The 25,541-nt window shown below is 46.0% G+C and carries 24 protein-coding genes; 6 read left to right on the top strand and 18 right to left on the bottom strand.

All coding sequences use genetic code 11. The features are described from left to right. Positions 1–48 precede the first annotated feature (48 nt). The 4 genes from gucD to V6D41_RS17635 form a co-directional block, all read right to left on the bottom strand. The gene (gene gucD, locus V6D41_RS17650; RefSeq protein WP_333519110.1) at positions 49–1,515 is read right to left on the bottom strand and encodes an alpha-ketoglutaric semialdehyde dehydrogenase GucD; all 1,467 of its coding nucleotides are present in this window, start codon (positions 1,513–1,515) and stop codon (positions 49–51) included. A gap of 32 nt (positions 1,516–1,547) precedes the next feature. Further along, positions 1,548–2,474: a 5-dehydro-4-deoxyglucarate dehydratase gene (gene kdgD / locus V6D41_RS17645; protein WP_333519109.1), complete on the bottom strand. Its 927-nt coding sequence runs from the start codon at positions 2,472–2,474 to the stop codon at positions 1,548–1,550. 227 nt (positions 2,475–2,701) lie between these two features. After that, on the bottom strand, positions 2,702–3,637 hold the full coding sequence (locus tag V6D41_RS17640; protein ID WP_333519108.1) for a DNA-binding domain-containing protein: 936 nt from the start codon (positions 3,635–3,637) through the stop codon (positions 2,702–2,704). Positions 3,638–3,646: 9 nt separating this feature from the next. Continuing rightward, positions 3,647–4,879: an ATP-binding protein gene (locus V6D41_RS17635; protein WP_333519240.1), complete on the bottom strand. Its 1,233-nt coding sequence runs from the start codon at positions 4,877–4,879 to the stop codon at positions 3,647–3,649. 293 nt (positions 4,880–5,172) lie between these two features. Here V6D41_RS17635 and V6D41_RS17630 point away from each other — a divergent pair, with 293 nt between their 5' ends. From V6D41_RS17630 to mmuP, 4 genes are all read left to right on the top strand, one after another. Beyond that, entirely contained in the window at positions 5,173–6,156 is a 984-nt protein-coding gene (locus tag V6D41_RS17630; protein ID WP_148962871.1) for a glutaminase, read from the top strand. A gap of 21 nt (positions 6,157–6,177) precedes the next feature. After that, positions 6,178–7,614, top strand: a complete 1,437-nt coding sequence (locus V6D41_RS17625; protein WP_333519107.1) for an alanine/glycine:cation symporter family protein — start codon at positions 6,178–6,180, stop codon at positions 7,612–7,614. 125 nt (positions 7,615–7,739) lie between these two features. Further along, positions 7,740–8,687, top strand: coding sequence for a homocysteine S-methyltransferase (mmuM, locus tag V6D41_RS17620; RefSeq protein ID WP_148962869.1), 948 nt, complete (start codon positions 7,740–7,742; stop codon positions 8,685–8,687). A gap of 118 nt (positions 8,688–8,805) precedes the next feature. Further along, complete coding sequence (gene mmuP, locus V6D41_RS17615; RefSeq protein WP_148962868.1) at positions 8,806–10,218, top strand: S-methylmethionine permease; 1,413 nt, start codon at positions 8,806–8,808, stop codon at positions 10,216–10,218. Positions 10,219–10,511: 293 nt separating this feature from the next. On the opposite strand, the gene V6D41_RS17610 is transcribed toward mmuP, so the two are convergent. The 3 genes from V6D41_RS17610 to gamR form a co-directional block, all read right to left on the bottom strand. Next, positions 10,512–11,579, bottom strand: coding sequence for a branched-chain amino acid aminotransferase (locus V6D41_RS17610; protein ID WP_333519106.1), 1,068 nt, complete (start codon positions 11,577–11,579; stop codon positions 10,512–10,514). Between the two features lie 210 nt (positions 11,580–11,789). Then, on the bottom strand, positions 11,790–12,065 hold the full coding sequence (locus V6D41_RS17605) for a DUF1648 domain-containing protein (protein ID WP_148962865.1): 276 nt from the start codon (positions 12,063–12,065) through the stop codon (positions 11,790–11,792). A 56-nt stretch (positions 12,066–12,121) separates the two neighbouring features. Beyond that, entirely contained in the window at positions 12,122–12,829 is a 708-nt protein-coding gene (gamR, locus tag V6D41_RS17600) for a transcriptional regulator GamR (protein ID WP_333519105.1), read from the bottom strand. A 218-nt stretch (positions 12,830–13,047) separates the two neighbouring features. On the opposite strand from gamR, the gene nagB reads away from it, so the two are divergent. Together nagB and ptsG are read left to right on the top strand one after the other, a co-directional pair. After that, a complete protein-coding gene (nagB, locus tag V6D41_RS17595; protein WP_333519104.1) occupies positions 13,048–13,797 on the top strand; it encodes a glucosamine-6-phosphate deaminase in 750 nt (249 codons plus the stop codon). Between the two features lie 20 nt (positions 13,798–13,817). Continuing rightward, positions 13,818–15,713: a glucose-specific PTS transporter subunit IIBC gene (gene ptsG, locus V6D41_RS17590; protein ID WP_333519103.1), complete on the top strand. Its 1,896-nt coding sequence runs from the start codon at positions 13,818–13,820 to the stop codon at positions 15,711–15,713. A gap of 140 nt (positions 15,714–15,853) precedes the next feature. Here ptsG and trhO read toward each other — a convergent pair whose 3' ends face one another. The 11 genes from trhO to purT all read right to left on the bottom strand — a co-directional run bounded on the left by trhO (position 15,854) and on the right by purT (position 25,451). Further along, positions 15,854–16,822, bottom strand: a complete 969-nt coding sequence (trhO, locus tag V6D41_RS17585) for an oxygen-dependent tRNA uridine(34) hydroxylase TrhO (RefSeq protein WP_333519102.1) — start codon at positions 16,820–16,822, stop codon at positions 15,854–15,856. Between the two features lie 199 nt (positions 16,823–17,021). Further along, positions 17,022–17,909: a helix-turn-helix transcriptional regulator gene (locus V6D41_RS17580; RefSeq protein WP_333519101.1), complete on the bottom strand. Its 888-nt coding sequence runs from the start codon at positions 17,907–17,909 to the stop codon at positions 17,022–17,024. Between the two features lie 107 nt (positions 17,910–18,016). Beyond that, positions 18,017–19,357, bottom strand: a complete 1,341-nt coding sequence (locus tag V6D41_RS17575; RefSeq protein ID WP_333519100.1) for an erythromycin esterase family protein — start codon at positions 19,355–19,357, stop codon at positions 18,017–18,019. A 104-nt stretch (positions 19,358–19,461) separates the two neighbouring features. Next, complete coding sequence (locus tag V6D41_RS17570) at positions 19,462–19,740, bottom strand: hypothetical protein (protein ID WP_333519099.1); 279 nt, start codon at positions 19,738–19,740, stop codon at positions 19,462–19,464. 55 nt (positions 19,741–19,795) lie between these two features. Then, complete coding sequence (locus V6D41_RS17565; RefSeq protein ID WP_333519098.1) at positions 19,796–20,587, bottom strand: phosphatidylserine decarboxylase; 792 nt, start codon at positions 20,585–20,587, stop codon at positions 19,796–19,798. Then, positions 20,580–21,068 (bottom strand): DedA family protein, encoded by a 489-nt coding sequence (locus V6D41_RS17560; RefSeq protein ID WP_333519097.1) that lies wholly within the window; start codon positions 21,066–21,068, stop codon positions 20,580–20,582. The genes V6D41_RS17565 and V6D41_RS17560 overlap by 8 nt, the downstream gene beginning before the upstream one ends. Then, positions 21,059–21,592, bottom strand: a complete 534-nt coding sequence (gene pssA, locus V6D41_RS17555) for a CDP-diacylglycerol--serine O-phosphatidyltransferase (RefSeq protein ID WP_333519096.1) — start codon at positions 21,590–21,592, stop codon at positions 21,059–21,061. Before pssA ends, V6D41_RS17560 begins: the two co-directional genes overlap by 10 nt. 199 nt (positions 21,593–21,791) lie before the next feature. Next, on the bottom strand, positions 21,792–22,676 hold the full coding sequence (locus V6D41_RS17550) for an alpha/beta fold hydrolase (protein ID WP_333519095.1): 885 nt from the start codon (positions 22,674–22,676) through the stop codon (positions 21,792–21,794). A gap of 176 nt (positions 22,677–22,852) precedes the next feature. Beyond that, the gene (locus tag V6D41_RS17545) at positions 22,853–23,251 is read right to left on the bottom strand and encodes a YbfJ family protein (protein WP_148962854.1); all 399 of its coding nucleotides are present in this window, start codon (positions 23,249–23,251) and stop codon (positions 22,853–22,855) included. Beyond that, entirely contained in the window at positions 23,214–24,152 is a 939-nt protein-coding gene (mpr, locus tag V6D41_RS17540; RefSeq protein ID WP_333519094.1) for an extracellular metalloprotease Mpr, read from the bottom strand. Before mpr ends, V6D41_RS17545 begins: the two co-directional genes overlap by 38 nt. Before the next feature lie 144 nt (positions 24,153–24,296). Next, positions 24,297–25,451: a phosphoribosylglycinamide formyltransferase 2 gene (gene purT, locus V6D41_RS17535; RefSeq protein ID WP_333519093.1), complete on the bottom strand. Its 1,155-nt coding sequence runs from the start codon at positions 25,449–25,451 to the stop codon at positions 24,297–24,299. Positions 25,452–25,541 lie beyond the last annotated feature (90 nt).

Below are 25,541 nucleotides of genomic sequence, written 5' to 3'. Positions count from 1 at the left end.
GGTGATAAAGCGAGGAAAGAGACGTCCGCCTCTTTCCAGCAAGCACCCTTACGGCTTCACAAAAACGGTTTTGATCGCCGTGAAAAAGTCCTTCGCCGCCTCACCCTGTTCACGGGAGTGGGAGCTTGACTGCTTCATGCCGCCAAAAGGCGCCTGAAGCTCAACACCCGCGCTTTCTGCGTTTATCCGGACAAGCCCGGCGTCAATTTCATCAACGAATGAAAGCATTCGGCCGATGTTTTGCGTGAAAATGGATGCGCTTAAACCAAACTTCACATCATTGGCGATGTCCAGCGCCTCCTCCATCGAGTCCACCTTGATCAGGGCAATCACTGGACCAAAAATTTCTTCTTGGGCAATCGTCATCTCAGATGTCACATTGTCAAAGATGGCAGGCTGAACATAATAGCCCTTTTGATACTTTCCATCCTCCAGCTTTTCACCTCCGATCAAAAGGGAAGCGCCTTCCTGTTTGCCTTTCTCAATGTACGACAGACAGTTGTCAAGCTGATTCTTGCTGGCAATCGGCCCCATCCAGACATCCTCTTTTAAGCTGTCTCCGATCGTAATATCTTTTGTGCGCTGGAGAAGTTTTTCTTTAAAACGATCGTAAATTCCGCTTTGCACAATGACGCGGCTTGTCGCGGTACACTTCTGTCCGGTTGAACGGAAAGCACCCGTAATGACAGCTTCTGCCGCAGCTTCAAGATCAGCGTCATCAGCTACGATGACCGGGTTTTTGCCGCCCATTTCAAGCTGATATTTGGCTCCTCTCGCTAAAGCGGCCTGTCCGATGATTTTGCCGACTTGATTTGAACCGGTAAACGTAACGGCGTTTACCCCGTCATGCTCAGCAAGTCCCTGCCCGACAACAGAACCCGGGCCTGTCACGAAATTGATGACTCCTGCCGGCAGCCCCGCTTCTTCAAAGCAGGCAATCATTTTCGCGCATGTCACGGCTGTTTCTGTCGCCGGTTTGATGACAACGGTATTTCCGTACACCAATGCCGGGGCCATCTTCCAAATCGGAATCGCCACCGGAAAGTTCCACGGAGAAATCACGCCGACCACCCCGAGCGGAACACGAGTTGTGAACATGAGCGCGTCTTTGTCAGTAGACGGAATGACGTCACCCGTTTTGCGCATGCCCTCTCCGGCATAATAGCGCAGAATCGCAATACCCCGAGCCGTTTCTCCTTTCGCTTCGGGCAGTGTTTTTCCCATTTCACGCGTTGCGCAGGCGGCGATTTCCTCCAAGCGCTGTTCCATGATATCCGCTGTTTTGTATAAGTATTGGCCCCGCTCGGCACCCGTCAGCTTTCTCCAAGCCGTTTTGGCTTTATTGGCGGCGGCGACGGCCCGTTCCACATCTTCAGCCGTTGAATTCTGTACATAGCCGACAATATCATTCACATCCGCGGGGTTTTCGACCTTGACCATATCGCCTGACTCAGACTTCACCCACTCTCCGTTAATAAAGTTCAGATACGTGTTTTGTTCCGTGATCACAGACATGCCCATTGCCCCTTTCATGTTTTTTCTGTTTATCAAACCGTCGCGGCTTTTTTCGGAAAACGGTCAGCCGCCTGCTTCAAAATCGCTTCTAATTGCTGATAGTGCTCTTTTTCAACCGGGCCGACAGGCGGTCTGGCTGTGTTTCTCACATTTAATCCCATGATCTCCATGCCCGCTTTAATCAAAGATACGGCATATCCTTTTCGTTGTTTGCGAATGTCGTTGATCGGAAGAATCACATGCTGATAGAGCTCCTTCACCAGCTCGTCATTTCCGTTTTTCAATGCGTCATAGAACATCCGGGAAATATGCGGGATATAATTTGAAATCGCTGAAGAATAAGAGTGAAATCCGATCGGCAGGTAAGCCGGCATCGTCACTTCAGCCATCGGCATTCCGTTGAGCCATCCTAAGCGGTCGCCGAGCGTATAGACAAGGTTAATATTCAAATCCATGTTCCCCACCCCGTCCTTCACTCCGACAAGCTGTTCCAATTGGGTCAGCCGCTTGATCTGCTCAAGAGAGAGAACGGCGTTATCGCGCTGATAAAGAATCGCATTCAGGTCAGTGCTTTCAATAATCGTTTTCGCATACTGATAGAGCCCCTCCTGTTCGCCATGTACCAAATACGGAGGCAGGATCAAGTAGCCATCGGCGCCTTTTTTCTCCGACAGCTGCGCCCATTCAAGCGCTGTGCTGAGGTTACCCCCCACCCCCGTGTAAACCGGAACCTTTCCTCCGGCTGCCGAGACTGCGACTTCGACCATTTGCGCGTATTCCTTCTGGCTGAGAGATTGAAATTCACCAGACCCACAAGCGATAAAAATCGCTTCTAAGCCTTCTTCCAGCAAAAACTCAATGTTTTGAAAAAGAGCTTCCTCCTCCAGTTTTCCTTGTGTGTTAAAAGGAGCAACCGGAAAACCTAAAATTCCAGCGGGTGCTTTTCTCATACGGCTCATCAACATAACCTCCTGTTATTTGTGTAAACAGCACTGAATGAAAGCGCTTTTATTAGTTTTTGTTTCGCATCCGCTCCTTCCCATACATCCTTTTGTTTAATTGTAAGACAAATAAACAATAAGTCAATATCTTTATTTTCTGATATTTTATAAAAAGAAAGTAAACCGCTGTACCTCCGGGGTTCTGGCGCAGCAAAAAAACAGCCGGGACAGCCGGCTGTTTGGTTTTACACCCTTCTTTGTTTCATCGCCTCATGCAAAAGCTTCGCCTCCAAAAAGAACACATGGATGAATTTTTTCATATTCACTCTCGCAGTGGCGAGAGGTTTTGCATCCTTGGATTGGAGTTCTTTCATTTTCTGGCTGACAACCGGAAAATCAAAGAATTTCGATGCATAGGTTTCAAATTTCGGATTTGAAAAATCAGTTGTGCCCAGTGAAGCAAAATGATGCAGCGAATGGATAATCGCTCTGCGAATGCGCTGCTCCGAGGCTTTCATTTCGCGATTGACTTCCGTTTGGGATGCCCCTGCCCCCAGCTTCCGTTCCGCTACTTGAGTGAAGATCTGTTTTAGCGAAGGGATATGTTTTTCGTACGGCTCATGTTCTGCTAAATACTGCAGCACTGCCACGAGATCATGCGCGCCGCCTTCCCCCATCATGCCCAACTCGGACAATAGGAATGTTCCTGCTTCTTTTAAGCCGCTGTCACGATTCTGCTGAGGATGCGTTTTCCGTTCATTCCGATTGACAAGCCGGCTGAGAGAGAGCTGAATAGCCCCAATTGAGTGCTCAAGCTCGATCCGTTCCTTCACTTTTTGGAGAACCGTGACAATTTCAATGCGGTTAATCGGCTTATGGATAAAATATTCGATGCCGAGTGAGTACGCTTCTCCGACCATTTCCTTCGCTTCCACTTGAGAGATCATGACGATCTTGCCGGAGTACGTATTTTGGAGCTGGCGAATCGTCTCAATGCCGTCTCTTCCAGGCATTAACAGATCGATTAATAATATATCAATCTGCTTGAATTGCAGCATATGCCCTTCCACTTGGCTCCCGTCTTCCGCTTCACCAGCAGCTTCCCCGAGATCCTCATCCTCAATGATCTGCCTTAAAATCGACCGTACCGCACGGTCATCATCAGCGATAAAAAAACGCATAGCTTCGGTTCACCCTTTCTGAATCAAATGCCGGACAGGCAGCCTAACAGCAAACACCACTCCCCGCTGCTGATTATCAAATGTGATATCCCCTTCCAGCTCTGTCACGATTTCCTTCACGTAGGAAAGTCCGATTCCCGTAGAAGGCGTGCCATATTCGTCATATTTTGAGGTAAAGCCCGGGTCAAACACAATCTCTCCGATTTTCTCAGAAATGCCGGGACCATTGTCTTCCACCTGGAATTCTACCATATTCTCATTTGGCCTACGGAGCCTCAGGCTGATCATTCCCTCTTCCCCCATGGCCTCTACCGCATTCGCCGTTAGATTATTAATAATTGAAAGCACGATAAATACGTGATATTCTTCATGCTCCCCCTCTATCAAGCAGTGAAAATCAATCTGCTTTCCCAGTGCTTCAGCGTACTTCTCATTCATGCGAATCACAAGCTGCAGCAAATCAGACGCCCTCATATAATCTCTCAAGCTCTCATTAGAAATCAGTTTTGAAAGCCCGGCGAATATCCGCTGGTTGTCCTTTTTCACTTCATGAATTTCTCCGGCCAGCCTCAGGATTCTGCCGCTGAGCTGATCATCTTTTCCCTTTACTTCCCGATAGAGCTGATACGAATCGTTCGTCACTTGTTCTGTCGTTTTCAGCGTCTTTTTTAGATGCACCGTTTCTTCATATAAATTGGAAACGATCATCAGCATATGCTCGTGCTGCCGCCTTGTCTGTTTTTCTCTCGATTGTGTTTCATACAGCTTCAGCACACTATAAAAGCTCATCACGATAAATGTGTGAGAAATCGCAATCACCGCGAGGTCGGTGATTTCCTCAGGCGTGACGACGGTATGGAACATGAGAAACTGCACAGCCAGCTCGACACAATCTGCCACAATTTCAATCATAAATCCGACAAAACCGAGCATAAACGGCCGTTCGCGGAAACGATTAGCCTTCAATACAGAAAACAGGCAGGCGTAAGTCATATAAAAGAAAAAGCCAGACGCTTGGTCATACAGAATCGGAGTCAGTCCATCGTGTCCCCCGCGCCACAATTCCAGAAAGACACGAAAGACGAGTACTGCCGCTCCAGTCAGAAAACCCGGCAGCACAGCGGGCACATGCCGCAGCAGCGACAAGAAGAAGAAAAAAACCGGTGCGCCAAAGCTGATCCGGAACTCTTCATTAAGGGGATAAAATTTCAGTTCACCGGCCAGCGGCACCGTCATCAGCATGAGAGCCAATATATATCCGTCTTTTTCAAAAAAATGCTCCAGTTTTATGATGATCACATCCTCGCTTTTATTTTGGGGAAACGGCAGAAAACCTGCAAATTTCTTTTGACCCAGAACATGAGGTTTTTATAAATCTTACGGCTTATTTTCAAAATATTTTTGTCGTATTTTGTATGATTCTGTAGTCGTCATTATACAGTAAATATACCCTCCGCTTTAGTGAAAGCGTTTAATGCCCCTTCATCCTTCGTTTTGGTAAACCATAGTCCTTTAAAACAGTGAGGAGGAATTTGATGAAAGAATTGATAAAAGAGCCCCGGAAAGAAATAGACCCGGCGTCCCAGCTGCATGATTGGGTGGAGCACTATCGCCCATTTGCCGCTAATGGACAAAGTGCAAATTATATCCCCGCTTTAGGAAAAGTCAATGATTCACAGCTCGGCATTTGTATATTGGAGCCTGACGGAACGATGATACACTCCGGCGACTGGAACGTCCCTTTTACCCTGCAAAGCATTTCAAAAGTGATCAGCTTTATCGCCGCCTGCATGAGCCGCGGCATTCCCTATGTACTGGACCGCGTAGATGTCGAGCCGACAGGTGACGCCTTTAATTCCATCATTCGGCTCGAAATCAACAAGCCGGGAAAGCCCTTCAATCCTATGATCAACGCGGGTGCTCTCACCATCGCCTCGCTTCTTCCCGGAGAGTCGGCACACGATAAGCTCGATTTTCTTAACTCGGTGATGGAAACCTTAATAGGAAAACAGCCGAGAATTCATGAGGAAGTGTTCCGGTCTGAGTGGGAAACCGCCCACCGCAACAGAGCGCTGGCCTACTATTTAAAAGAAACAAACTTTTTAGAAGCAGACGTAGAAGAAACGCTTGAGGTTTACTTGAAGCATTGCGCCATGGAGAGCACCACTGAAGATATTGCATTGATCGGCCTGATCCTTGCCCATGACGGCTATCATCCGATTCACCGCAAGCAAGTGATTCCAAAGGACGTGGCAAAATTGGCCAAGGCGTTAATGCTGACGTGCGGCATGTACAACGCTTCAGGCAAATATGCGGCGTTTGTCGGCGTGCCGGCCAAAAGCGGCGTCTCCGGCGGCATCATGGCACTGGTTCCTCCAAGCGCCAGAAGAGAACAGCCTTTTCCATCCGGTTGCGGGATCGGCATTTACGGACCGGCCATTGATGAATACGGCAACAGCCTCACTGGCGGAATGCTGCTGAAGCATATGGCACAGGAGTGGGAACTCAGCATTTTTTAAACATAAAAAAGAGGTGATTGTATGCAGCAAATCCTGGAACATGTCGTCGGTATCGCAAATGATCTTTTGTGGTCAAAGCTATTAATTGTATTGCTCCTTTCTCTGGGAATCTATTTTACGTTTAGACTGAAGTTTTTGCAGGTTCGCATGCTGAAAGAAATGGTCAGGGTATTAAAAGAAGGTGCTGCCTCCCGATCGAAAAACAGCATTTCTCCGTTTCAAGCGTTCTGTATCAGCATGGCAGCCCGTGTCGGAACGGGAAATATTACGGGCATTGCCATCGCCATTGCGCTCGGCGGACCCGGTGCAATCTTCTGGATGTGGATTATCGCCATTATCGGATCAGCATCAAGCTTTGTGGAAAGCACACTGGCCCAGATTTATAAAGTAAAAGATGAAAACGGCTTCCGCGGCGGACCGGCTTATTACATGGAAAAAGGGCTGAACAAAAGGTGGATGGGCGCGCTGTTCGCTGTATTAATCACCTTATCGTTCGGTATCGTCTTTAACTCGGTCCAATCAAATACAGTCAGCCTCGCCTTTGAAAACGCGTTCGGCACAAACCGCCTGATATTGGGACTCATTTTAATTACTGTGTTCGGCACGATTATTTTCGGCGGCGTAAAACGGATTGCGAAGCTGGCTGAATCCATTGTCGTCGTGTTGGCTGCCCTGTATATCAGCGTTGCGTTTTTTGTGATTTTAACCAACATTACGCAGCTGCCTGACGTGATTGGGCTTATCGTGAAAAATGCGTTTGGTTTTGACCAGGCCGCTGGCGGCGCTTTGGGGGCGGCGTTAATGCAGGGCGTCAGACGGGGAATCTTTTCAAACGAGGCGGGAATGGGGAGCGCACCGAATGCCGCCGCCACCGCAACGACAAGCCATCCTGTCAAACAAGGGCTGATTCAAGCGCTGGGTGTGCTGTCAGATACGCTAGTCATTTGTACAAGCACTGCTTTTATCATCCTGTTTTCGGATGCCTATCAAACTCCGGGACTGAGCGGAATCGCGTTGACACAAGCCTCTCTCAGCTCCCATGTCGGATCGTGGGCATCAGGCTTTCTCGCCATTCTGATTTTGTTATTCGGTTTCTGTGCTTTAATCGGAAACTATTATTACGGGGAAACCAATATCGGCTTTTTAAACAAAAGCAAAAAACTGATTTTTGTCTACCGTATCGGCGTGCTGGCGATGATTGTGTTTGGCTGTGTTGCCAAAGTCCAGCTCGTCTGGGATCTGGCTGATTTGTTCATGGGCTTGATGGTCGTCGTGAATTTAATTGCGATTTTCTTATTATCAAAGGTCGTTTTTGCGGCGCTGCAAGACTATACACGCCAGAAAAAAGCGGGCAAAGATCCAGTCTTTTATAAAAATGTGCTCAAAAACCACAATGGCATTGAATGCTGGCCGCTTTCTGACAAACAAGCTGACACACACAACAAACAAATATCATAAAAAAAAGGTGTTCAGATAGACGGGCTGAACACCTTTCCCTTTTGCGTTTATTGACAAACGCGTAAACCTCCATTACGATTTTCATATCTTTTCAAAAAATCTGAAAGAAGGCATCGGTACATTCTATGAATCCTATCCAACACATACTAGATACATACCCGCTTATTGTGCTAGACGGCGCCATGGCGACCGAGCTTGAACGCAAGGGCTGTGATTTGAACGACAGTCTCTGGTCGGCAAAAATCCTGATGGAAGAGCCAGATCTGATTAAACAAGTGCATACTGATTATTTTGCGGCAGGTGCTGACTGTGCGATCACCGCCAGCTATCAGTCTACGTTTGAAGGCTTTGCCGCACGCGGGCTGAGCGAAGCAGAAGCACGCCGGCTCATCGAGATGTCTGTCAGCATTGCAGTTGAAGCACGTGATGAATTTTGGGCATTTGAAGAAAACCGTGTCAATCGGCCAAAGCCGATCATTGCGGCTTCTGTAGGCCCTTATGGCGCTTATCTTGCAGACGGCTCTGAGTATCGCGGCGACTACGGAATCTCAGAGGATGAACTTGTTGAATTTCATCGTCCCCGCATGAAGGCCCTGATCGAAGCTGGAGCTGATGTTTTGGCATGTGAAACGATCCCGTGTCTGAGCGAAGCAAAAGCGATTGCGCGGCTGCTGAAGGAGTTTCCTGAAACGTATGCGTGGATCAGCTTCAGTGCAAAAGACAGCCTTCATATTAGTGACGGAACACCTGCCGCTGACTGTGCGTCATGGCTTGATGAGCACCGCCAAATTGCAGCGCTCGGCATCAACTGCACGCCGCTTCAGCATATCCCTTCTTTAATAGAGGAGTTAAAAAAGCACACATCAAAACCGATCATCGTCTACCCGAATTCAGGCGAGCAGTATGATCCGGAGACAAAAACGTGGAACGGGGCGGCATGCGGAGAACCTTACGGAGTAAGCGCCCGCGCGTGGCATGAAAAAGGAGCAAAGCTGATTGGCGGCTGCTGCCGGACAAAACCCGAAGATATTAAAGAAATCGCGGCTTGGGCGCGCTCTTTAAAAACAACTTGACTTATCGGAATTGTTTGTATATTCTATCTTAAAGCCGGTTCGCCGGAGTCTCGTGTCACTCGCTGACATGGGATTTTTTATTAAAGGAAAGAAATCGCCGATAGAAAGTTGGAAAAAGATGAAAACTGCTCACAACAAGAATGAGACAAACTTTCAGAGAAGCATGAAAAGCCGGCACCTCTTTATGCTTTCCTTAGGGGGTGTCATCGGAACCGGACTGTTTTTAAGCTCCGGCTATACCATTCAGCAGGCAGGCCCGGCGGGAACGATACTCGCCTACTTAGTCGGCGCCGGAATCGTCTATTTGGTCATGCTATGCCTCGGTGAGCTGTCTGTAGCCATGCCTGTGACAGGCGCCTTTCACACCTATGCAACCAAATACATAGGACCGGGAACTGGATTTACGGTCGCTTGGCTGTACTGGCTGACATGGACCGTGGCATTGGGATCGGAATTCACAGCAGCCGGCCTGTTAATGCAGCGCTGGTTCCCCCATACGTCCGTTTGGATGTGGAGTGCCGTCTTTGCGCTGTTGATTTTCTTGCTTAACGCATTTTCGGTCAAGTTTTTCGCTGAATCGGAATTTTGGTTTTCCAGCATCAAAGTTTTAGCCATTGTATTGTTTATTCTTTTAGGCGGCTCTGCCATGTTCGGCATCATTCCGATTCAAGGCGGAGAGGCCGCTCCGATGCTGTCCAATTTCACAGCGGAAGGCGGGCTCTTTCCACATGGATTTGTCCCGATTTTGATGACGATGCTGTCTGTCAATTTTGCCTTTTCGGGGACTGAACTGATCGGAATCGCCGCCGGAGAAAGCGTCGATCCCGACAAGACGATACCAAAAGCGATTAAAACAACGGTCTGGCGTCTTTCACTCTTCTTTATCGGTACCATTTTTGTCCTGTCAGGGCTGATTCCGATTCAAGAAGCAGGCGTCATCAAAAGCCCGTTTGTCGCTGTCTTCGACAGAGTCGGTGTGCCATACGCAGCCGATATCATGAACTTTGTCATCCTGACAGCGATCCTGTCAGCGGCTAATTCTGGACTCTACGCTTCTTCCCGGATGCTGTGGTCTTTATCAAAAGAAAAGACGCTTCACCCGGCATTTGCAAAGCTGACATCAAAAGGAACCCCGTTTAACGCGCTGGTGTTCAGCATGATCGGCGGCATTCTCTCATTGCTGTCCAGCGTATTTGCGCCAGACACTGTATACGTTGTGCTCGTGTCGATTTCAGGTTTTGCGGTCGTTGTCGTGTGGATGGGAATCGCAGCTTCTCAATTCATGTTCAGAAAACGGTATATCGAAGCGGGAAACAAAGTCGCCGATTTAAAGTACCGGACCCCTTGGTATCCGTTCGTGCCGATTGCCGCGTTCCTATTATGCCTGGCATCCGTGCTCGGCATTGCCTTTGATCCAAATCAAAGAATCGCGCTGTATTGCGGCATTTCTTTTATGGCCATCTGCTACGCAGTGTATTATGCGAAAAACCGCATAAACAAGCCGACAGCTGATATGACTCATTCAAAGTAAAAAGAACCTGCCTCAGAGCAGGTTCTTTCAGATTGTATACAAAGTCCTAAAACGGTTTTTGTTTTAGGATTTTGTCATCTTTTCAGCGTGATTGAAAACCCTTGAAGTCTAGGAAGGACGAGTATTGGAGCAGACTCCGCAGGATGCGGTGACAGCGGCGTTTGAGCAGGATGCTCAGCTTTTAGCCGCTAATCTTTTCTCAAGTGAGCACCAACACGCAGGACTGACAACGAATGCGAGGGTTTGTCGACACGTTGAAAGAACCTGCCTCAGAGCAGGTTCTTTTTCGATCTTTAGACTTCCACTGTCCAGTTGCACGGCCCTTTCACTTTGCCAAGCTGAATATCTGTTATCGTTTCATACAATTTTTTCGAGATGTCCCCGATTTGTCCGTCACCTACAATCACCGTTTTTCCACGAATATTGAGTTCACCGACAGGCGTTACGACGGCTGCCGTGCCCGTGCCGAAGACCTCTGTCAATTCCCCGCGCGCAGAGGCCGCATAAATCTCATCAATCGAAATTCTCTCTTCACGAACCGGAATGCCCCAGCTGCGAATCAGTTCAATCGCAGACGCGCGTGTAATCCCGCTTAAAATACTCCCGTTTAAAGCCGGTGTGACAGCTTCCCCGTTCATGACAAAAAAGATGTTCATGCTCCCTACTTCTTCCACGTATTTCTTTTCAATCGCGTCCAGCCACAGCACCTGGTCATAGCCCCGCTCATTCGCTTTTCGCTGCGCTTCAAGGCTGGCGGCGTAGTTTCCCGACGTTTTTGCACATCCGACTCCGCCATTTACCGCCCGCACGTACTCATCTTCGACGTAGATTTTCACCGGCTTCAGCTGATCGCCATAGTATGAGCCGACAGGCGAAAGCACGATCATAAATGTATAGGTTTTGGATGCCTTCACCCCAAGACTCGGTTCTGTGGCGATGATAAAGGGACGAATATACAGTGACGTCCCCTTTTCCTTTGGAACCCAATCTTTCTCCAGCTCAATTAATTGCGTCAATGCCTCAAGCACAAGCTCTTCGTCTAAAAGAGGCATACTCATGCGCTCACATGATCTGTTCAGCCGTTTGATATTTTGGTCCGGCCTGAACAGCAGCACTCTGCCATCTTCTGTTCTGTACGCTTTTAATCCTTCAAAAACAGCCTGGCCGTAATGAAAGACAGATGAAGAAGGATCAAGCGTAAGCGGCGCGTACGGCGTTATTCTAGGATGGCGCCAGCCCATTCCCTCTTCATAATCCATCACAAACATATAATCTGTAAAATATTTCCCGAATTCCAAGAATGACGGGTCAGGCTTTGCCTTATGAAATGCAATTTTTTCTCGTTCGATAAGCTTATTCAATCTGATCAGCACACCTTTCACATCGTAGTTGTTTAAATATTCAGTCTCTTTAAAGCTGCAAAAACTTCCGCCGCATTTTTGATTATACACCGCTTTAATTTATAAATTTCAGAATATTCTTTATGATCATCAGCTATTATACACCACATCCATTGTCAAATGAAGAAAAAATAAAAGAAAAACAGCCAGATTCATTCCGGCTGTCTGATTTTAGACTGCTAAATACAGGACGGCAATATGGCAAATCAGCAAAATATACACCGCGATCACAAATTGCCAATTGATCTTCTGCGCCCATGCGAACACCAACATCATGACAGGCAGTATCACTGTCCCCGCCAGCTTGTTCACTGTCAAATCCGGGCTGTTTGTACCATCATAATGAATCGGCATCTCCGCCGGAAGAAACGGATAAAACACCATTGAAATGACGAAAGCAGCAATCACAGACCCCCACAGCGCTTTTCCATTCGTCAATAGAAACATAGAACCACCATTCCTTTCTTCATAACCATCAGGCGTTTTCTTTCATACGCATTGCTTTATGAATGATATGACTGTTCTATGGTGAATTTCGTTCGATCTCCCCGCGTAATAATTTGCGCATATTCCACTACTTCTTCATTTTTATCATAGGTGAGGGATTCTGCTAAAAACGCCGGTGCTCCCACATTGGTTAATAAGTGGCCGCTGATCGTTTCATCGGTTAAAATCGGTTCGATCGATTCCGTGCCCCTGCTGATTTCAATATTGTATTTTGTCCTTAACAGTTCAAAAAGCGAGCCGGTGCACTCTTCCGGAGCCAGACCAGGTGCCGCTTTCCATGGAATATATGAGGTGTGATACTGCAAAGGTTCCCCCTCGGCATATCTGACTCTGACAAGCTTATTGACAGGTTCATTCTCTTTCATTTTCAAAAGCTCGGCAATGGAGTGATCAGCAGGGATCACCACGAGTTCAAGCACTTTTGATTCAGAACGCAGGCCTTTCATTTGTTCTGCAAAACTCGTAATCTGATGCGGAATCGGCGTTTGTATTTTTGCCGCCGATACAAATGTTCCTTTTCCTTGAATCCGTTTAATATATCCCTCAAGCTCAAGCTGCTGCAGAGCCAATCTCACAGTTGTTCTGCTGACATCATATTGTTCGCAAAACTCGCTCTCCGTCGGCAGCTGATCATTCGCCTGATATTTGCCCGACTTAATTAATTCAATGATTTTAAACTTGATAACAGAATATAAAGCTGTCATTTCATTCTCCCCATCCTGTATGCAAACCGTTCTTTTTGATTGAGACCATCATACCACTTAATCTCATAATGATGAAAGATTTGTATCTTTCTTTTATAACAAATTTTCAGACATTTATATTGACACTTTAATGATTATGGTGCTAAATTCGTAATGACAACTATCATAAATTGATTGTAACAAATATGGTGCTTGTCTATCTCTTTGGGGGGTGTCGCATGAAAATTATTGTCGCCGAGCATTATGAAGAACTCTGTAAGTTAAGCGCTAACATAATCAAAGAACATGTACAGGCAAAGAAAGATGCCGTTCTCGGCCTGGCAACAGGAAGCACGCCGGTCGGCTTGTACAAGCAGCTGATTTCAGACTATCAGTCAGGCGAAATTGATTTTTCAAAGGTTACTACATTTAATTTGGATGAATATGCAGGCCTCTCTCCATCTCATCCGCAAAGTTATAACTATTTTATGCACGATCAGCTTTTTCAGCATATCAATATGCAGCCTAACCATATCCATATCCCGCAAGGAGACACTCCGCAGCTTGAGGCTGAATGTATGATCTACGAGGATCTCATCCGTCAGTCGGGAGGCATTGATGTTCAAATTCTCGGCATCGGCGCCAACGGCCACATCGGTTTTAATGAACCGGGTTCTGATGTTGACGGTCGAACACGAGTTGTTAAGCTGTCAGAAAGCACGATACAGGCAAATGCCAGATTCTTCGGCGGTGATCCTGTGCTGGTGCCGAGACTCGCGATTTCAATGGGCATTAAAACCATCATCAAATTCAGCAAACATATTGTTCTTTTAGCGAGCGGCGAGGAAAAAGCAGATGCTATTCAAAAGATGGCCGAAGGTCCTGTCACGACAGATGTACCGGCCTCCATTCTTCAAAAACACAATCATGTAACCGTTATCACAGATCAAAAAGCAGCCAGCAAATTAAAGAATACATCCTACTCATAAAACAATAAAAGGAGATTGTCATGTTTAAAAAGGCATTTCAAATTCTGCAGCAGCTTGGCCGTGCATTGATGACCCCGGTTGCCGTCCTGCCGGCAGCCGGTCTTTTGCTCCGTTTCGGTGACAAGGATTTACTGAATATCCCTATTATAAAGGATGCGGGCGGTGTTGTATTCGATAACCTGCCGCTGATTTTCGCCGTGGGGGTCGCGATCGGTTTAGCCGCCGGCGAAGGTGTAGCCGGACTTGCCGCTGTCATCGGATATTTAATTTTAACCGTTACCCTCGACAACATGGGGAAATTACTTGGCCTTCAGCCTCCGTATGAAGGAGCCGATCACCTGATTGATATGGGCGTATTCGGAGGAATCATCATCGGGCTTCTTGCCGCCTATTTATATAAACGTTTTTCAACAATTGAACTGCATCCTGTCCTTGGATTTTTTTCAGGAAAACGGTTTGTCCCAATTATCACTTCCATCAGTTCATTAGTGATCGGCGTCATTTTCTCATTGGTATGGCCGCTGATCCAAAACGGGATTAACGCTGCCAGCAGTTTAATTGCCGATTCAACGGTCGGCCTGTTCTTTTATGCAACGATCTATCGCTTGCTGATTCCTTTTGGCCTGCATCATATTTTTTATACACCTTTCTATTTTATGATGGGAGAATACACAGACCCGTCAACAGGAAATACCATAACCGGCGATCTGACAAGGTTTTTCGCGGGAGATCCGACAGCCGGGCGCTTTATGATGGGAGATTTCCCTTACATGATTTTCTGTCTGCCGGCAATTGCACTTGCCATTATCCATACCGCGCATCCGGAAAAGAAGAAAATGATCTCCGGCGTGATGATTTCTGCGGCGCTCACATCTATGCTGACAGGCATTACAGAGCCGGTTGAATTTTCTTTCTTGTTCGTTGCGCCCGTGCTCTATTTGATTAACTCTATTCTCGCCGGCGTCATCTTTGTCGTTTGTGATTTATTCCATGTCCGCCATGGCTATACGTTCTCAGGCGGCGGAATTGACTACGTCTTAAACTACGGACTGTCGACAAACGGCTGGGTTGTCATTCCTGTCGGGATCGTATTTGCTTTCATATATTATTATTTGTTCCGATTTGCAATTTTGAAATGGAATTTAAAAACGCCGGGCCGTGAAACAGATGAAGCCGATCAGAATGAGGCAAAAGCGCCTGTTGCAAAAGACCAGCTTGCCTTTCATGTGCTGCAGGCCTTAGGCGGACAGCAAAATATCGCCAACTTGGATGCGTGTATTACAAGGCTCCGTGTGACCGTTCATCAGCCAAACCAAGTCAGCAAGGATGAATTAAAACGGCTTGGCGCAGTAGGTGTGCTGGAAGTCAACAACAACTTCCAAGCGATATTCGGAACAAAATCCGACGCCTTAAAAGACGACATCAAAACGATCATGGCCGGTGGCGTGCCTGATACAGCCGCCGCGCTGGATGCGGAAACTGTCGTACAGCAGATTCCCGCTTCTGACGAATCCTTTATTTATCCGCTCAAAGGAGAAATAGTCTCTTTAACGGACGTGCCTGATCCAGTTTTTTCAGAAAAAATGATGGGCGAGGGGTTTGCGATTGATCCATCGGAAGGAAAAGTCATTGCCCCAGCAGACGGCGAAATCGTCTCCATTTTTCCGACGAAGCACGCCATCGGCTTTATGAGCGCCGGCGGCATTGAAATCCTGATTCATGTCGGCATTGATACGGTCAAATTAAACGGGGAAAGCTTCGAAGCACATGTCACGAGCGGACAAGCCGTCACACAAGGCGAACTGCTTCTCACATTTGATCTTGATACCATCAAACAGCATGCCGCTTCAGCTGTAACACCGGTCATTTTCACAAATGCATCTGAAGAAGATATGAAGCACATTCAAATAAAGTAAAAAATCCCTCCTGCTGGTGATGTTTTCGTTGGCACATGAAAACATCACCGCCAAAATAAAAAAGGACAAAATCCCGAAACGAAATGTTTTAGGATTTTGTCAACATCTGAGAATACCTTGAATACAAGGTGTTCTTTCTATTATTCAGCAGCAGCGTGATCTTCTTTTTCAATCGCTGCCAGTCTTGCGATGACTTCTTCTTCTGTCATATTGTGCTCTTTGACATACAGGTTTCTTGAGTTCGTGCGGCATTCGTGGCTGCAGCTGCGCATATACTTATACTCATTTTCCGGTGTGCATATCATTTTTTTGTTGCATGATGGATTTGCGCAGTTCACATAACGCTCACACGGTTCACCTGTAAAGCAGTCTTTTCCGACAACCACATGCTCGACACGGTTGACAGGCACGCTGATTCTTTCATCAAAGACGTAGCACTGGCCGTCCCAAAGCTTGCCTTGCACCTCAGGATCTTTTCCGTATGTCACAATTCCGCCGTCAAGCTGTGATACATCTTCAAAACCTTGCTTCATCAGCCATCCTGAGAATTTTTCACAGCGCACGCCGCCCGTGCAGTACGTTAAAATCTGTTTGCCTTCAAGCAGCTCTTTGTTTTCTTCAATCCACTCAGGCAATTCACGGAAGGCTTCGATGTCAGGACGGACAGCACCTCTGAAATGGCCAAGATCATACTCGTAGTCGTTACGCGCGTCGAGCACAATTGTGTTGGGATCCTGCATTTTCTCAAAAAATTCTGCAGGCTTCAAATGCTGTCCTGTTGTTTGATTCGGATCCACATCATCTTCAAGACGAAGCGTCACAAGCTCTTTTTTATGACGGACGAAGATTTTTTTGAACGCATGGTCCTCTTCTTCATCAATTTTAAATACCATATCCGCAAAACGAGGATCAGCTTTCATTGTTTGCATATATTTTTCAGTCTGTTCAACCGTACCTGATACCGTACCGTTAATTCCTTCAGAAGAAACAAGAATACGGCCTAACAAACCAAGCTCCTTACAAAAAGCCAAATGCTGCTCTCTAAACGCCTCTGGATCTTCAATCGGAACATATTTATAGTAAAGTAATACTCTGTATTGTTTTTCCATGATTTAAACACCCTGTTCAATTATAGTTAGTTGCTATGCACACTCTTACTATATCATACAGGAAAATGCCGCAAAGATGAACATATCCGCACAGACTGATAAAAATATCCAAGCTCTTACAAACCCATGCGGCACAAGGGTTTATTAATAGCGAGTAGTATTTTCCATTAAATTACTAATGACAATATTTATCTGAAAACTATTTTTGTAGTTCCTCTTCAAAAGATAAATTAACCGGTTCATCTAAAAGTTCTCCCGGCATTTCAAGGTTTGTTGAAGGAACGCTCTCATCTACCTCTTCAAAAACAACATGATCCATCCACACCTGACCCGGCCCAGATAATTGGACACCAAAGGATATCACAGCGCTATTTTCAGGAATATCTAAAACGATAGCATAATGATTCCAATTGGTTGTTCCGGTAATAGGTCTGTTGCTCATATTATCAAATTGGAGAACGTCATCAGCAGCACTGTCAACCCGCATCCAAAGTGAGGCAAAATGCTGCACTTCTTTTGTTTTGATAAAACTTGATAGACGAAGCCTTTTTCCTAGATAGCGATCTGCTTTAAATTGCTGCATCATCGTCGCAAATTCACCGATATCCTGCACCATCGTTGATTTTAAATACCCTGAAGCTTTTCCCTGATGTACATTTTCCCGGTCAACTCCCATTTCGAATTGGAACGGATGGCTCCCGCTCAAAACCCAGCCCTTCATTTTTTTCTCCATGTAAGATTCCTCCTTTTTTGAAGTAAAACGGTTCATAAATGTTCGATATGCGCCAGGCGGCATGTGATACAGCTTTTTGAACGTCCTCGTAAATGCTTCTTGAGATTCAAACTGATAATACAAAGCAATATCAATAATACGAAGATCTGTATAAAGCAAAGCTGCCGCTGCATTCGCAAGACGCCTTAACCGAATATAAGAAGCAACCGACATGCCGACTTCTGTTTGAAAAATCCGATGAAAATGGAATTTTGAAAAGCCTGAAACGTTTACAATATCCTCATTTGATATTTGCTCATGTAAATGTGATTCAATCCAATCAATCGTTTTCTGGACAGCTTTTTCATAGTACATTGCACGCTTCAATCTCCTTTCTTTTTTAGAATAATGGATCACGGCTTATATGTTTTGATGATTTTTGCGATATGTAAAAATCCCCTGTTTATCGCAGGGGACGCCGCTCACTTGATAATGACAGATGGCGTGATATGCTCCAGCCAAATGACACCGTCATATTGTTCCTTTAGGATCATCCGCTCTTCCATGAACCCCCAATAGAGTGCTGTCAGCGGGGTATACATCCACGAAGTGCCTTTCTTGTTTTTTGTATGGAGAAAATCAACAAACACAGCTGGATGGTCCGCAGCCTTCAGCAATGCTTCGAGACTTCCAGTCGGCGGCGGGCTTGTGACCGGCGTAACGGTCTTATTGTCTGAGCTATCAAGACTGGCGCCTGAATATGCATAAATGCCAATCGTATATGTTTGTTTTTTCAGCCGCTCCGGCAAATAATCACCCATATTAGGAGTGTTCGCCTGTGTCATATCCTTAATCATTTTCGTATTCTGTTTGCGGAGATGGTAATTGTGGCCCCAGACAATGATTTTCTTTTTCGGATAAAGGGTTTCCGCTACCCACTGAAATTGTTCAGCCATCATGCGGTCTCTTAAAACGAAAGGAAACTCCTCTAAATTCTCCGGATAATCCTCTAGCTTTTGTTTCATTTCTTGAGGCATATACGTTTCCATTACGTCAATTCGCAGCTGGAGAGAATGCATAAACATCTCATAAGCTTTCGGCTCTTTCGGTAGTTGTGCTTTTAACTTCGATGCATGTGTTTCTGCGAATTGAATAAGCTCACCGTAGTTTTTCACCAGCACTTCCTTCTTTTGCGTAAATTCCTCAAAGGTGCTACTGCCAGTCACCAATTCTGAAAAATCGTTTTCTGATTGGGAAAGCAGCTCAGCTTTTTCCGGGTTCACCGCCTTCACCCATTGATTCGCATTATCATTAAATGAATCTTTAAGGCTTTGTATATCAAAACCGGTCAAGATAAGCGGATTACCTTTCTCTTTTTGCTCTTTCATGTAATCAAACAGGGCAAGAACATCTTCTGTGTGCCAAACGGCGTAAATGGAGTTTTTCATCGTGCTCTTAGAGGTGGATCGGCCCATATTAAGGTAGGATGTATTTGTATCCGAAAATCCGGACTCGAATGCCAAAACATCATATCCTAATTCTTCATGGAGGTATTTGATCATGCGGACCTTTGTTGCATTGATTTCGCCACCGCCGTGTGTGGTTTCTCCTAACTGAACGATTCGTTTTCCCTTCAGCACCTTCTTCAGAAAGCGAAGGTCTTTGTTTGAAGCATCGGAAGAATCCAGTGGACGCGCATGTCGTTCAATCCAGCGCTCCCAATGTTTTTCTTCAGAAGCAGCACGGGCTGAGGCTGAAAAAGAAGAAAACACCAGACAGACAATCAGCAACGGCAGAGCCGTTTTCACTATCATTCGTTTCAATTCTATCTCTCCTTTTCTGCAAGGTTCTCTAGTAGTTACGAGATAGATATAGAAAAAGTTTCCTTTTCCTGCCGACAAAAAAAGCTTCTCTATTCAAAGAAGCTTTATCTTGATTCTCTCATCACCTGCTGAAAGTAAAACCGATACGTATTACGTAAAAATGTTTCTACTGGAAGCTGTACATCCGCTTGGTATTTGCTGATGATAAACGGAAACCGCTCGATTCCTTTCTTGTGCAGGTCGCTCGCTAGTGCCTCATCCGTTGCCATTTCTTGCAGAATCGATTCAACGATCGGCCAGCACGCCTCCCGCACTTTCCTCAGGACGGCTTCATCTCCGGTTTTCTGATAATCTGTGATCCAGCTGGCGATTTGTTTCTCCATGAGTCTCACTTCCTTCCAAAAAAAAGAGGCGCTTCGTTTAGACAAGCCCCTCTTTTTACTCTTCGTAACCTATCAGTTCTCCGACTTGGACTTCCTGGCCTTCTGTTAAATTGGCGGCCGGCTTGAACGCGTCTTTTTCAAAAATCAAAATGACGGTTGAGCCGAATGAAAAGTATCCCAGCTCCTCGCCAATCTCCAGCTCATCCCGGATACTCGTCTGCACGATAGAGTTAATATTCAACGCGCCGACAGGAATCATCAGGACACTTCGACTGCCGCCATTCAGCTCGTATACAAAGCGATAATTTTTCGACAGCACATCTTTTCCGTATTTTAACCCTAATTGATTTACCGGGTATGAACGATTTCCGAGCTCGGCCAGCTTTTGATACCTGCAGCTGATTGGGGAATGGAAACGGTGATAATGCCGCGGGCTTAGATACAGCACGACGAAGTAACCGCCGTTGTATTGATGGTCCGCGCGTTTACAGCCGGTCAGCTCAGCGAATGAATAATCTTTCCCCTTTACCGTAAAGGTTTGATTCGGGTTGATTTTTCCCACCGTCTGAACCACACCGTCAACAGGGCTGACCACCGCCTGCAACTCTTTTGAAACAGGGCGCCGCTCCAGATTAATATGTCGAATGAACAATTCGGAAAGCGAACCATAATCAGCGGCCGTACCGTCAACATCATCCCAATTTAGCCGAAAATGTTTTGAGAAAAGCGGAATGACCGGTTTGCTGATTTTAGACTCGCAAAATCCTTTAATCAGATAGGATGACAGACGATGATTCGTCAGCTCTATCAATGAACGATACAGAATCTTTACAGCTGTGTTAAACATGAATAATCCCTATAACCCTTCCGATTGTAATAAAAATAAAGCACCATAAAAAGGCGCCGATTGCCGCAAACGCAATATACGTTTTCAGCTCCATTTTGCCGATTCCCGAAAAGTAGCACGTCACATGTCTGACGCCGGGTATGAAATAACCTAAAATAAGCGAATATGGACCGTATTTCTTCATCCATTTTTCCACTTTCATCATTCTCTTTTCTTTTAATCCGACCCACTTGCCGTACTTGTCGATAAATGGGCGACCGGCTTTTCTGCCGATCATGTAGCTGATCAGCATGCCTGACAAAGCCCCGACAAAACTGATGAATATCGAAAGCTCATAATTCAGCACGTCCGTATGCGTAAAGTAGCCGACGACAGTCATCATCACTTCATCCGGTATCGGCAATCCAACAATCCCTAATACGAGCATCAAAAAAATAGCGAGATAACCGTAATCCGCTATGAGCTGCTGAACTAATTCCATCTCCCGGACTCCAAGTTTTCTGCCGCGTGTTTTTTAAAATGAGGAAATTTAATTTTGCTCACCATTAAATATGAAAGTCCGCAAGTGCCGATCGCCAGCAGGATCGGATTATAGGTAAAGCTGAGAATCACAAGACACATGCCCGCAAATGGAATCGGCATTCCGATAAATGTCGGAAGCTTACTTTGTTCAATGTTAAATTTAGAGAGGCGAAGCATTCCGCAAATGCTGTACGTCAATGCGCATAAAATCCCGATAAATGGCAGGGAGTTTAATGCGACACTGTAAGCAAGCATTGAAGGAGCCACGCCAAACGTCACCAGATCGGCAAACGAATCCAGCTCTCTTCCCATATCCGAAACGGCATTCAGCTTACGTGCAGCCATCCCGTCAAAAAGATCGAGGAGCATGCCGGTAAAAATGAAAAGCACTGCTGAATGAATGTTGTGATATAACAAGGAATGAATCGCCAGCAGTCCGCAAATAAAATTTCCTATCGTAATCATACAGGGGATATAATTCACAGTGTAACCAAACCTCCAATTGTAAAACCATCTATCATTATTCGACCAAATGGATCGAATAGCGTTACAGGAAAAAATTTCTCTATTAAGCATGATACCATAAAACGTCCCGCAAAAAGCAGCACTCAAATTCTATTATTATACAACATTTGTTACCTTTTGAACAATGAATGCCAATCTTTTCATGTTTCTGGCAATTTTATTCCCCGCTAAAAAAAGACAAGACGCGTTGATTGACGTACTCTGGCTGCTCCAGAGGTAATAGGTGTCCGGCGTTCTTCACGATTTCAGCCTGAATTCCGGGCACTAATATTGAAGCTCGCTCTAAAGCCATTTGCTGATGGTACATGACCTCGTGTTCACCGAACATCAGCAGCATCGGGACCGCAATCGATCTCAATTCCCGGTCTGTGAACACGTACGGAAAGCCGTTTTCTGTCGGTTTCAGGCTTCTTTGTTCACCCTGCCATTCCACACCCGCCACAATTTGTCTTTGCAGCGCAGGATGCAGATCATAACGGCTAGCCGTGATCCACTCGATATAGGCCTCAGCCCCTCTTGCCCCCGTAAGACCCGCAGCAAATTTATAGACATCTGGATGAAATGAAATAAATGCTTCAGCAGGACTCATCACAACCGCCCGCTCTACTCTTTCAGGCGCTTGGAGCAAAAAATTCACGATATGGGAACCCCCCAGCGAGAGGCCTGCCAAGTGTGCGGTCTCAAGTTCAAGCGAATCTAAGACGTCTTTCAGCCATTCTGCGCAATCTGCTCTCGTATCCAGAGCAGCTGATGGTATACTTTTGTTTTTGTCTCCTATTATATCGACCGCATATGTACGATATTGACTGCTCCACGCCGCGATATTCGGATACCACATAAGAGAGCTGAAGAGCCCCCTGTGAAGCAAAACGAGCGAAGGTGCGTCCTTTGGCCCACTTGCAATGATATGCGTTTTTCCAAAACGAGTAGAAACATAGAATGCTTCCGACTCAATCGGCCACAAAGAAAGGCTTTGATCATATGCCTGGTAAAAGCTAAGACTGCTTTCAGCCGCGGCAGGCTGCATCGAATATTGTGTCATTTTCTTCTTTTTCCTCCGGATTGATTGATATAAAAATCAAGGATAATGCCCCTTTTGTCTCGTAAGAAAAAATACCTATGTATGATTATCTCATATTATAAATTTCCAGTATATATATATATAGTTTGGCTTTCTGTGATAAAAAAAGGCCGTTTCCTCGAAATCAAGGAAACCGCCTATTCTTTGAAAACTAATGGAATGACCTTATCTTTTTTATCCTCAGTTAATGAGATGTGATGGGTTACTGATTTTTCACCCTTCGTCAATGCGACTGAGTAGTCACCTTTTTTGCCTGTATCCCATTTGATGTCCCCATTTTTGTCTGTTTTACCAAGTATCTCGCCAATCTCTATACTCGGCTCTTGGTCTGAGGTTGGCGCTTCGACAATCGTCACTTGAACCCCTTCAACCGGCAGCCCCTTGGCATCCTCCACATGAAGAGTGACAGGTATAGCGGTTTCTTTCTGAGCAGAATGCGTCTGTGAACTGCATCCGCATAAAAACAAAATAGACATGAAAATAGCTAATTTGCTGTATTTATTGATTTGCCCAATATTGAATATTATTGAATACATCGTTCGTCACCCTTGTTCCCAAGTTATATGACGATCCCCCGTTCGTGTGAATCGCAATAGCTGTCTGTCCTGTATCACTGTAGTTTCGATACACAGGCGAGCCGCTCTGGCAGCCGTACGTATCAGTTGTATAGGTCAGCTTATACGTTTCAGCGGATCGAATCGGCTTTGTACCAGACCACATCGTGCCAAATGTTTTGTCACACGGGAATCCTGTCACTGACGAGGAAAGACCCACGGGACTGCTGCTGTTTGTTGTCCGGTAGCCGTACCAGCCAACCGTGTTTCCAGGAGAACCGTTTAATTTAACAGCTCCGTAATCATAATTGGTATTTTTGCTATCCGTCCACCCTTTGACGGAGTAAAACATCGTGCCAGAATAAGTTCCATATGGATATGACGAACCGTTGCGGCCCGGCGCGGCTGTTATCGTTGAAGCCCATCCGTGATCTTGGCTGTACACACAATGTCCAGCCGTTACGACAGTATTCGGATTGACTAAAAATCCGGTACATCCATAAGTGCTTGAAGTGTTGGGATACTTGATTGAAAGTTGAACAGTTGCTCTGTAAGGAAAAGAAGTAGTACTGGAGATTCTGGTGCGTTCATCGGTTCCGATGATACTTGAAGGCTGTAAGGCTTGAATGTCTTTTGCCAGTTCCGTGCTGCCGTATAACGATTTACTTGTTTTCCCGGTTCCTTCATAAGGGGCGGAAACCTGTTCTTCTTTTGATGGTTGATTTTTCGTGGCATCAGCTTCTTTACCGGTATTGGAAACTGAAGTTTGCGGATTCTCTGCCGCTTTGGCCGGTGCGCCGAAAGATACCGCTGCTGCCAATGTCAAACATAAAACCGTTAAACCAGCGAACCATTTTTTTCTGAATGTTGAAACTAATTTCATTTTAGCCATCTCCCTCCCTTTGTGTCAACCACCCTTATAGATGGAAGACTTTTACATTATAATCACTTTTCTGATTCTTATGATAAAACTTTTATGGAGGATGAAAAAAACAGGCCTTGTACATGACAAAGGCCCGCTTAAACTCTACTTTATAGATAGCTGATCCAACGCTTTCTTTGCGTTCTCTCTCGCTGTTTCGACTGTATCTGCCCCAGAAAGCGCAACCGCCATACGGCGTCCGGCTTTCGTTATCGGCTTGCCAAAGACGCGAACTTGTGTCTTCGGTATTGCCAGCGCGTTTTCCAGGCCTTCAACAGTGTAGTCCGCTGATTCTTCCGGTGCTTTGAGGGGCCGGCTGGCGCCAGAAGAAAGCTGGGTGATTTCTGTAATCGGAAAACCGAGAATCGCCCGGACATGCAGCGCGAATTCTGACAAATTTTGCGTCACCAGTGTGACAAGACCCGTATCATGCGGACGAGGAGATACCTCACTGAAATACACTTTATCTTTCGCAAGGAACAGCTCAACGCCAAACAGACCGTATCCGCCAAGCTCATCCGTAATGGCTTTTGCAATATGCTTCGCTTCTACCTTTTGCTGCTCTGTCATATGATGCGGCTGCCATGATTCGATATAGTCTCCGTCCTTTTGCACATGGCCGATCGGCTCGCAAAATGTCGTCCCGTTGACAGCACGTACGGTTAAGAGCGTAATTTCTGATTCGAATGGAATAAACTCCTCAACAATCACGCGCCCGTTTTTCACCCGTCCGCCTTCCATCGCCGTCTCCCAGCAGCTTGCTAAATCCGCTTCAGAGCGGCATAAACTTTGGCCTTTTCCAGAAGAACTCATCAATGGTTTAACGACACAAGGGAAGCCGATCTGAGCTGCCGCTTGTACAAATTCGTCATATGTATTCGCAAATTCATAGCCAGCCGTCGCAAGTCCGAGCGTTTCCGCCGCAAGCCGCCTGATGCCTTCCCGATCCATCGTCAGCTTCGCTGCACACGCATTCGGGATGACGTAAAATCCTTCCTCTTCAAGCTTCAGCAATTCATCCGTCGCGATCGCCTCAACCTCAGGCACAATCAAATCCGGCTTTTCTTTCTCAATGATCGTTCTGATCTGCTCGCGATCCAGCATATCAACGACATAACTGTTATGCGCGACCTGCATCGCCGGAGCATGCTCGTAACTGTCAACCGCCACCGTCTGTACCCCAAGACGCTGAGCTTCTATCACTACCTCTTTTCCTAACTCACCTGAACCTAACAACAAAACCTTCTTTGATTGGTACATTTTTGCCCCTCCTATCTGTTTCCCAATCATTATAACTGAAATATTCGAAAAATAAATTTTTATTAAAAAAGACAAAATAAGAAGATCTTA

It is taken from the genome of Bacillus sp. 0102A (assembly GCF_036765155.1).
GTDB lineage: Bacteria > Bacillota > Bacilli > Bacillales > Bacillaceae > Bacillus > Bacillus subtilis_G.
Note: the sequence above shows the minus strand (reverse complement) of the source record. Positions and strands in the feature narration are given on the sequence as shown.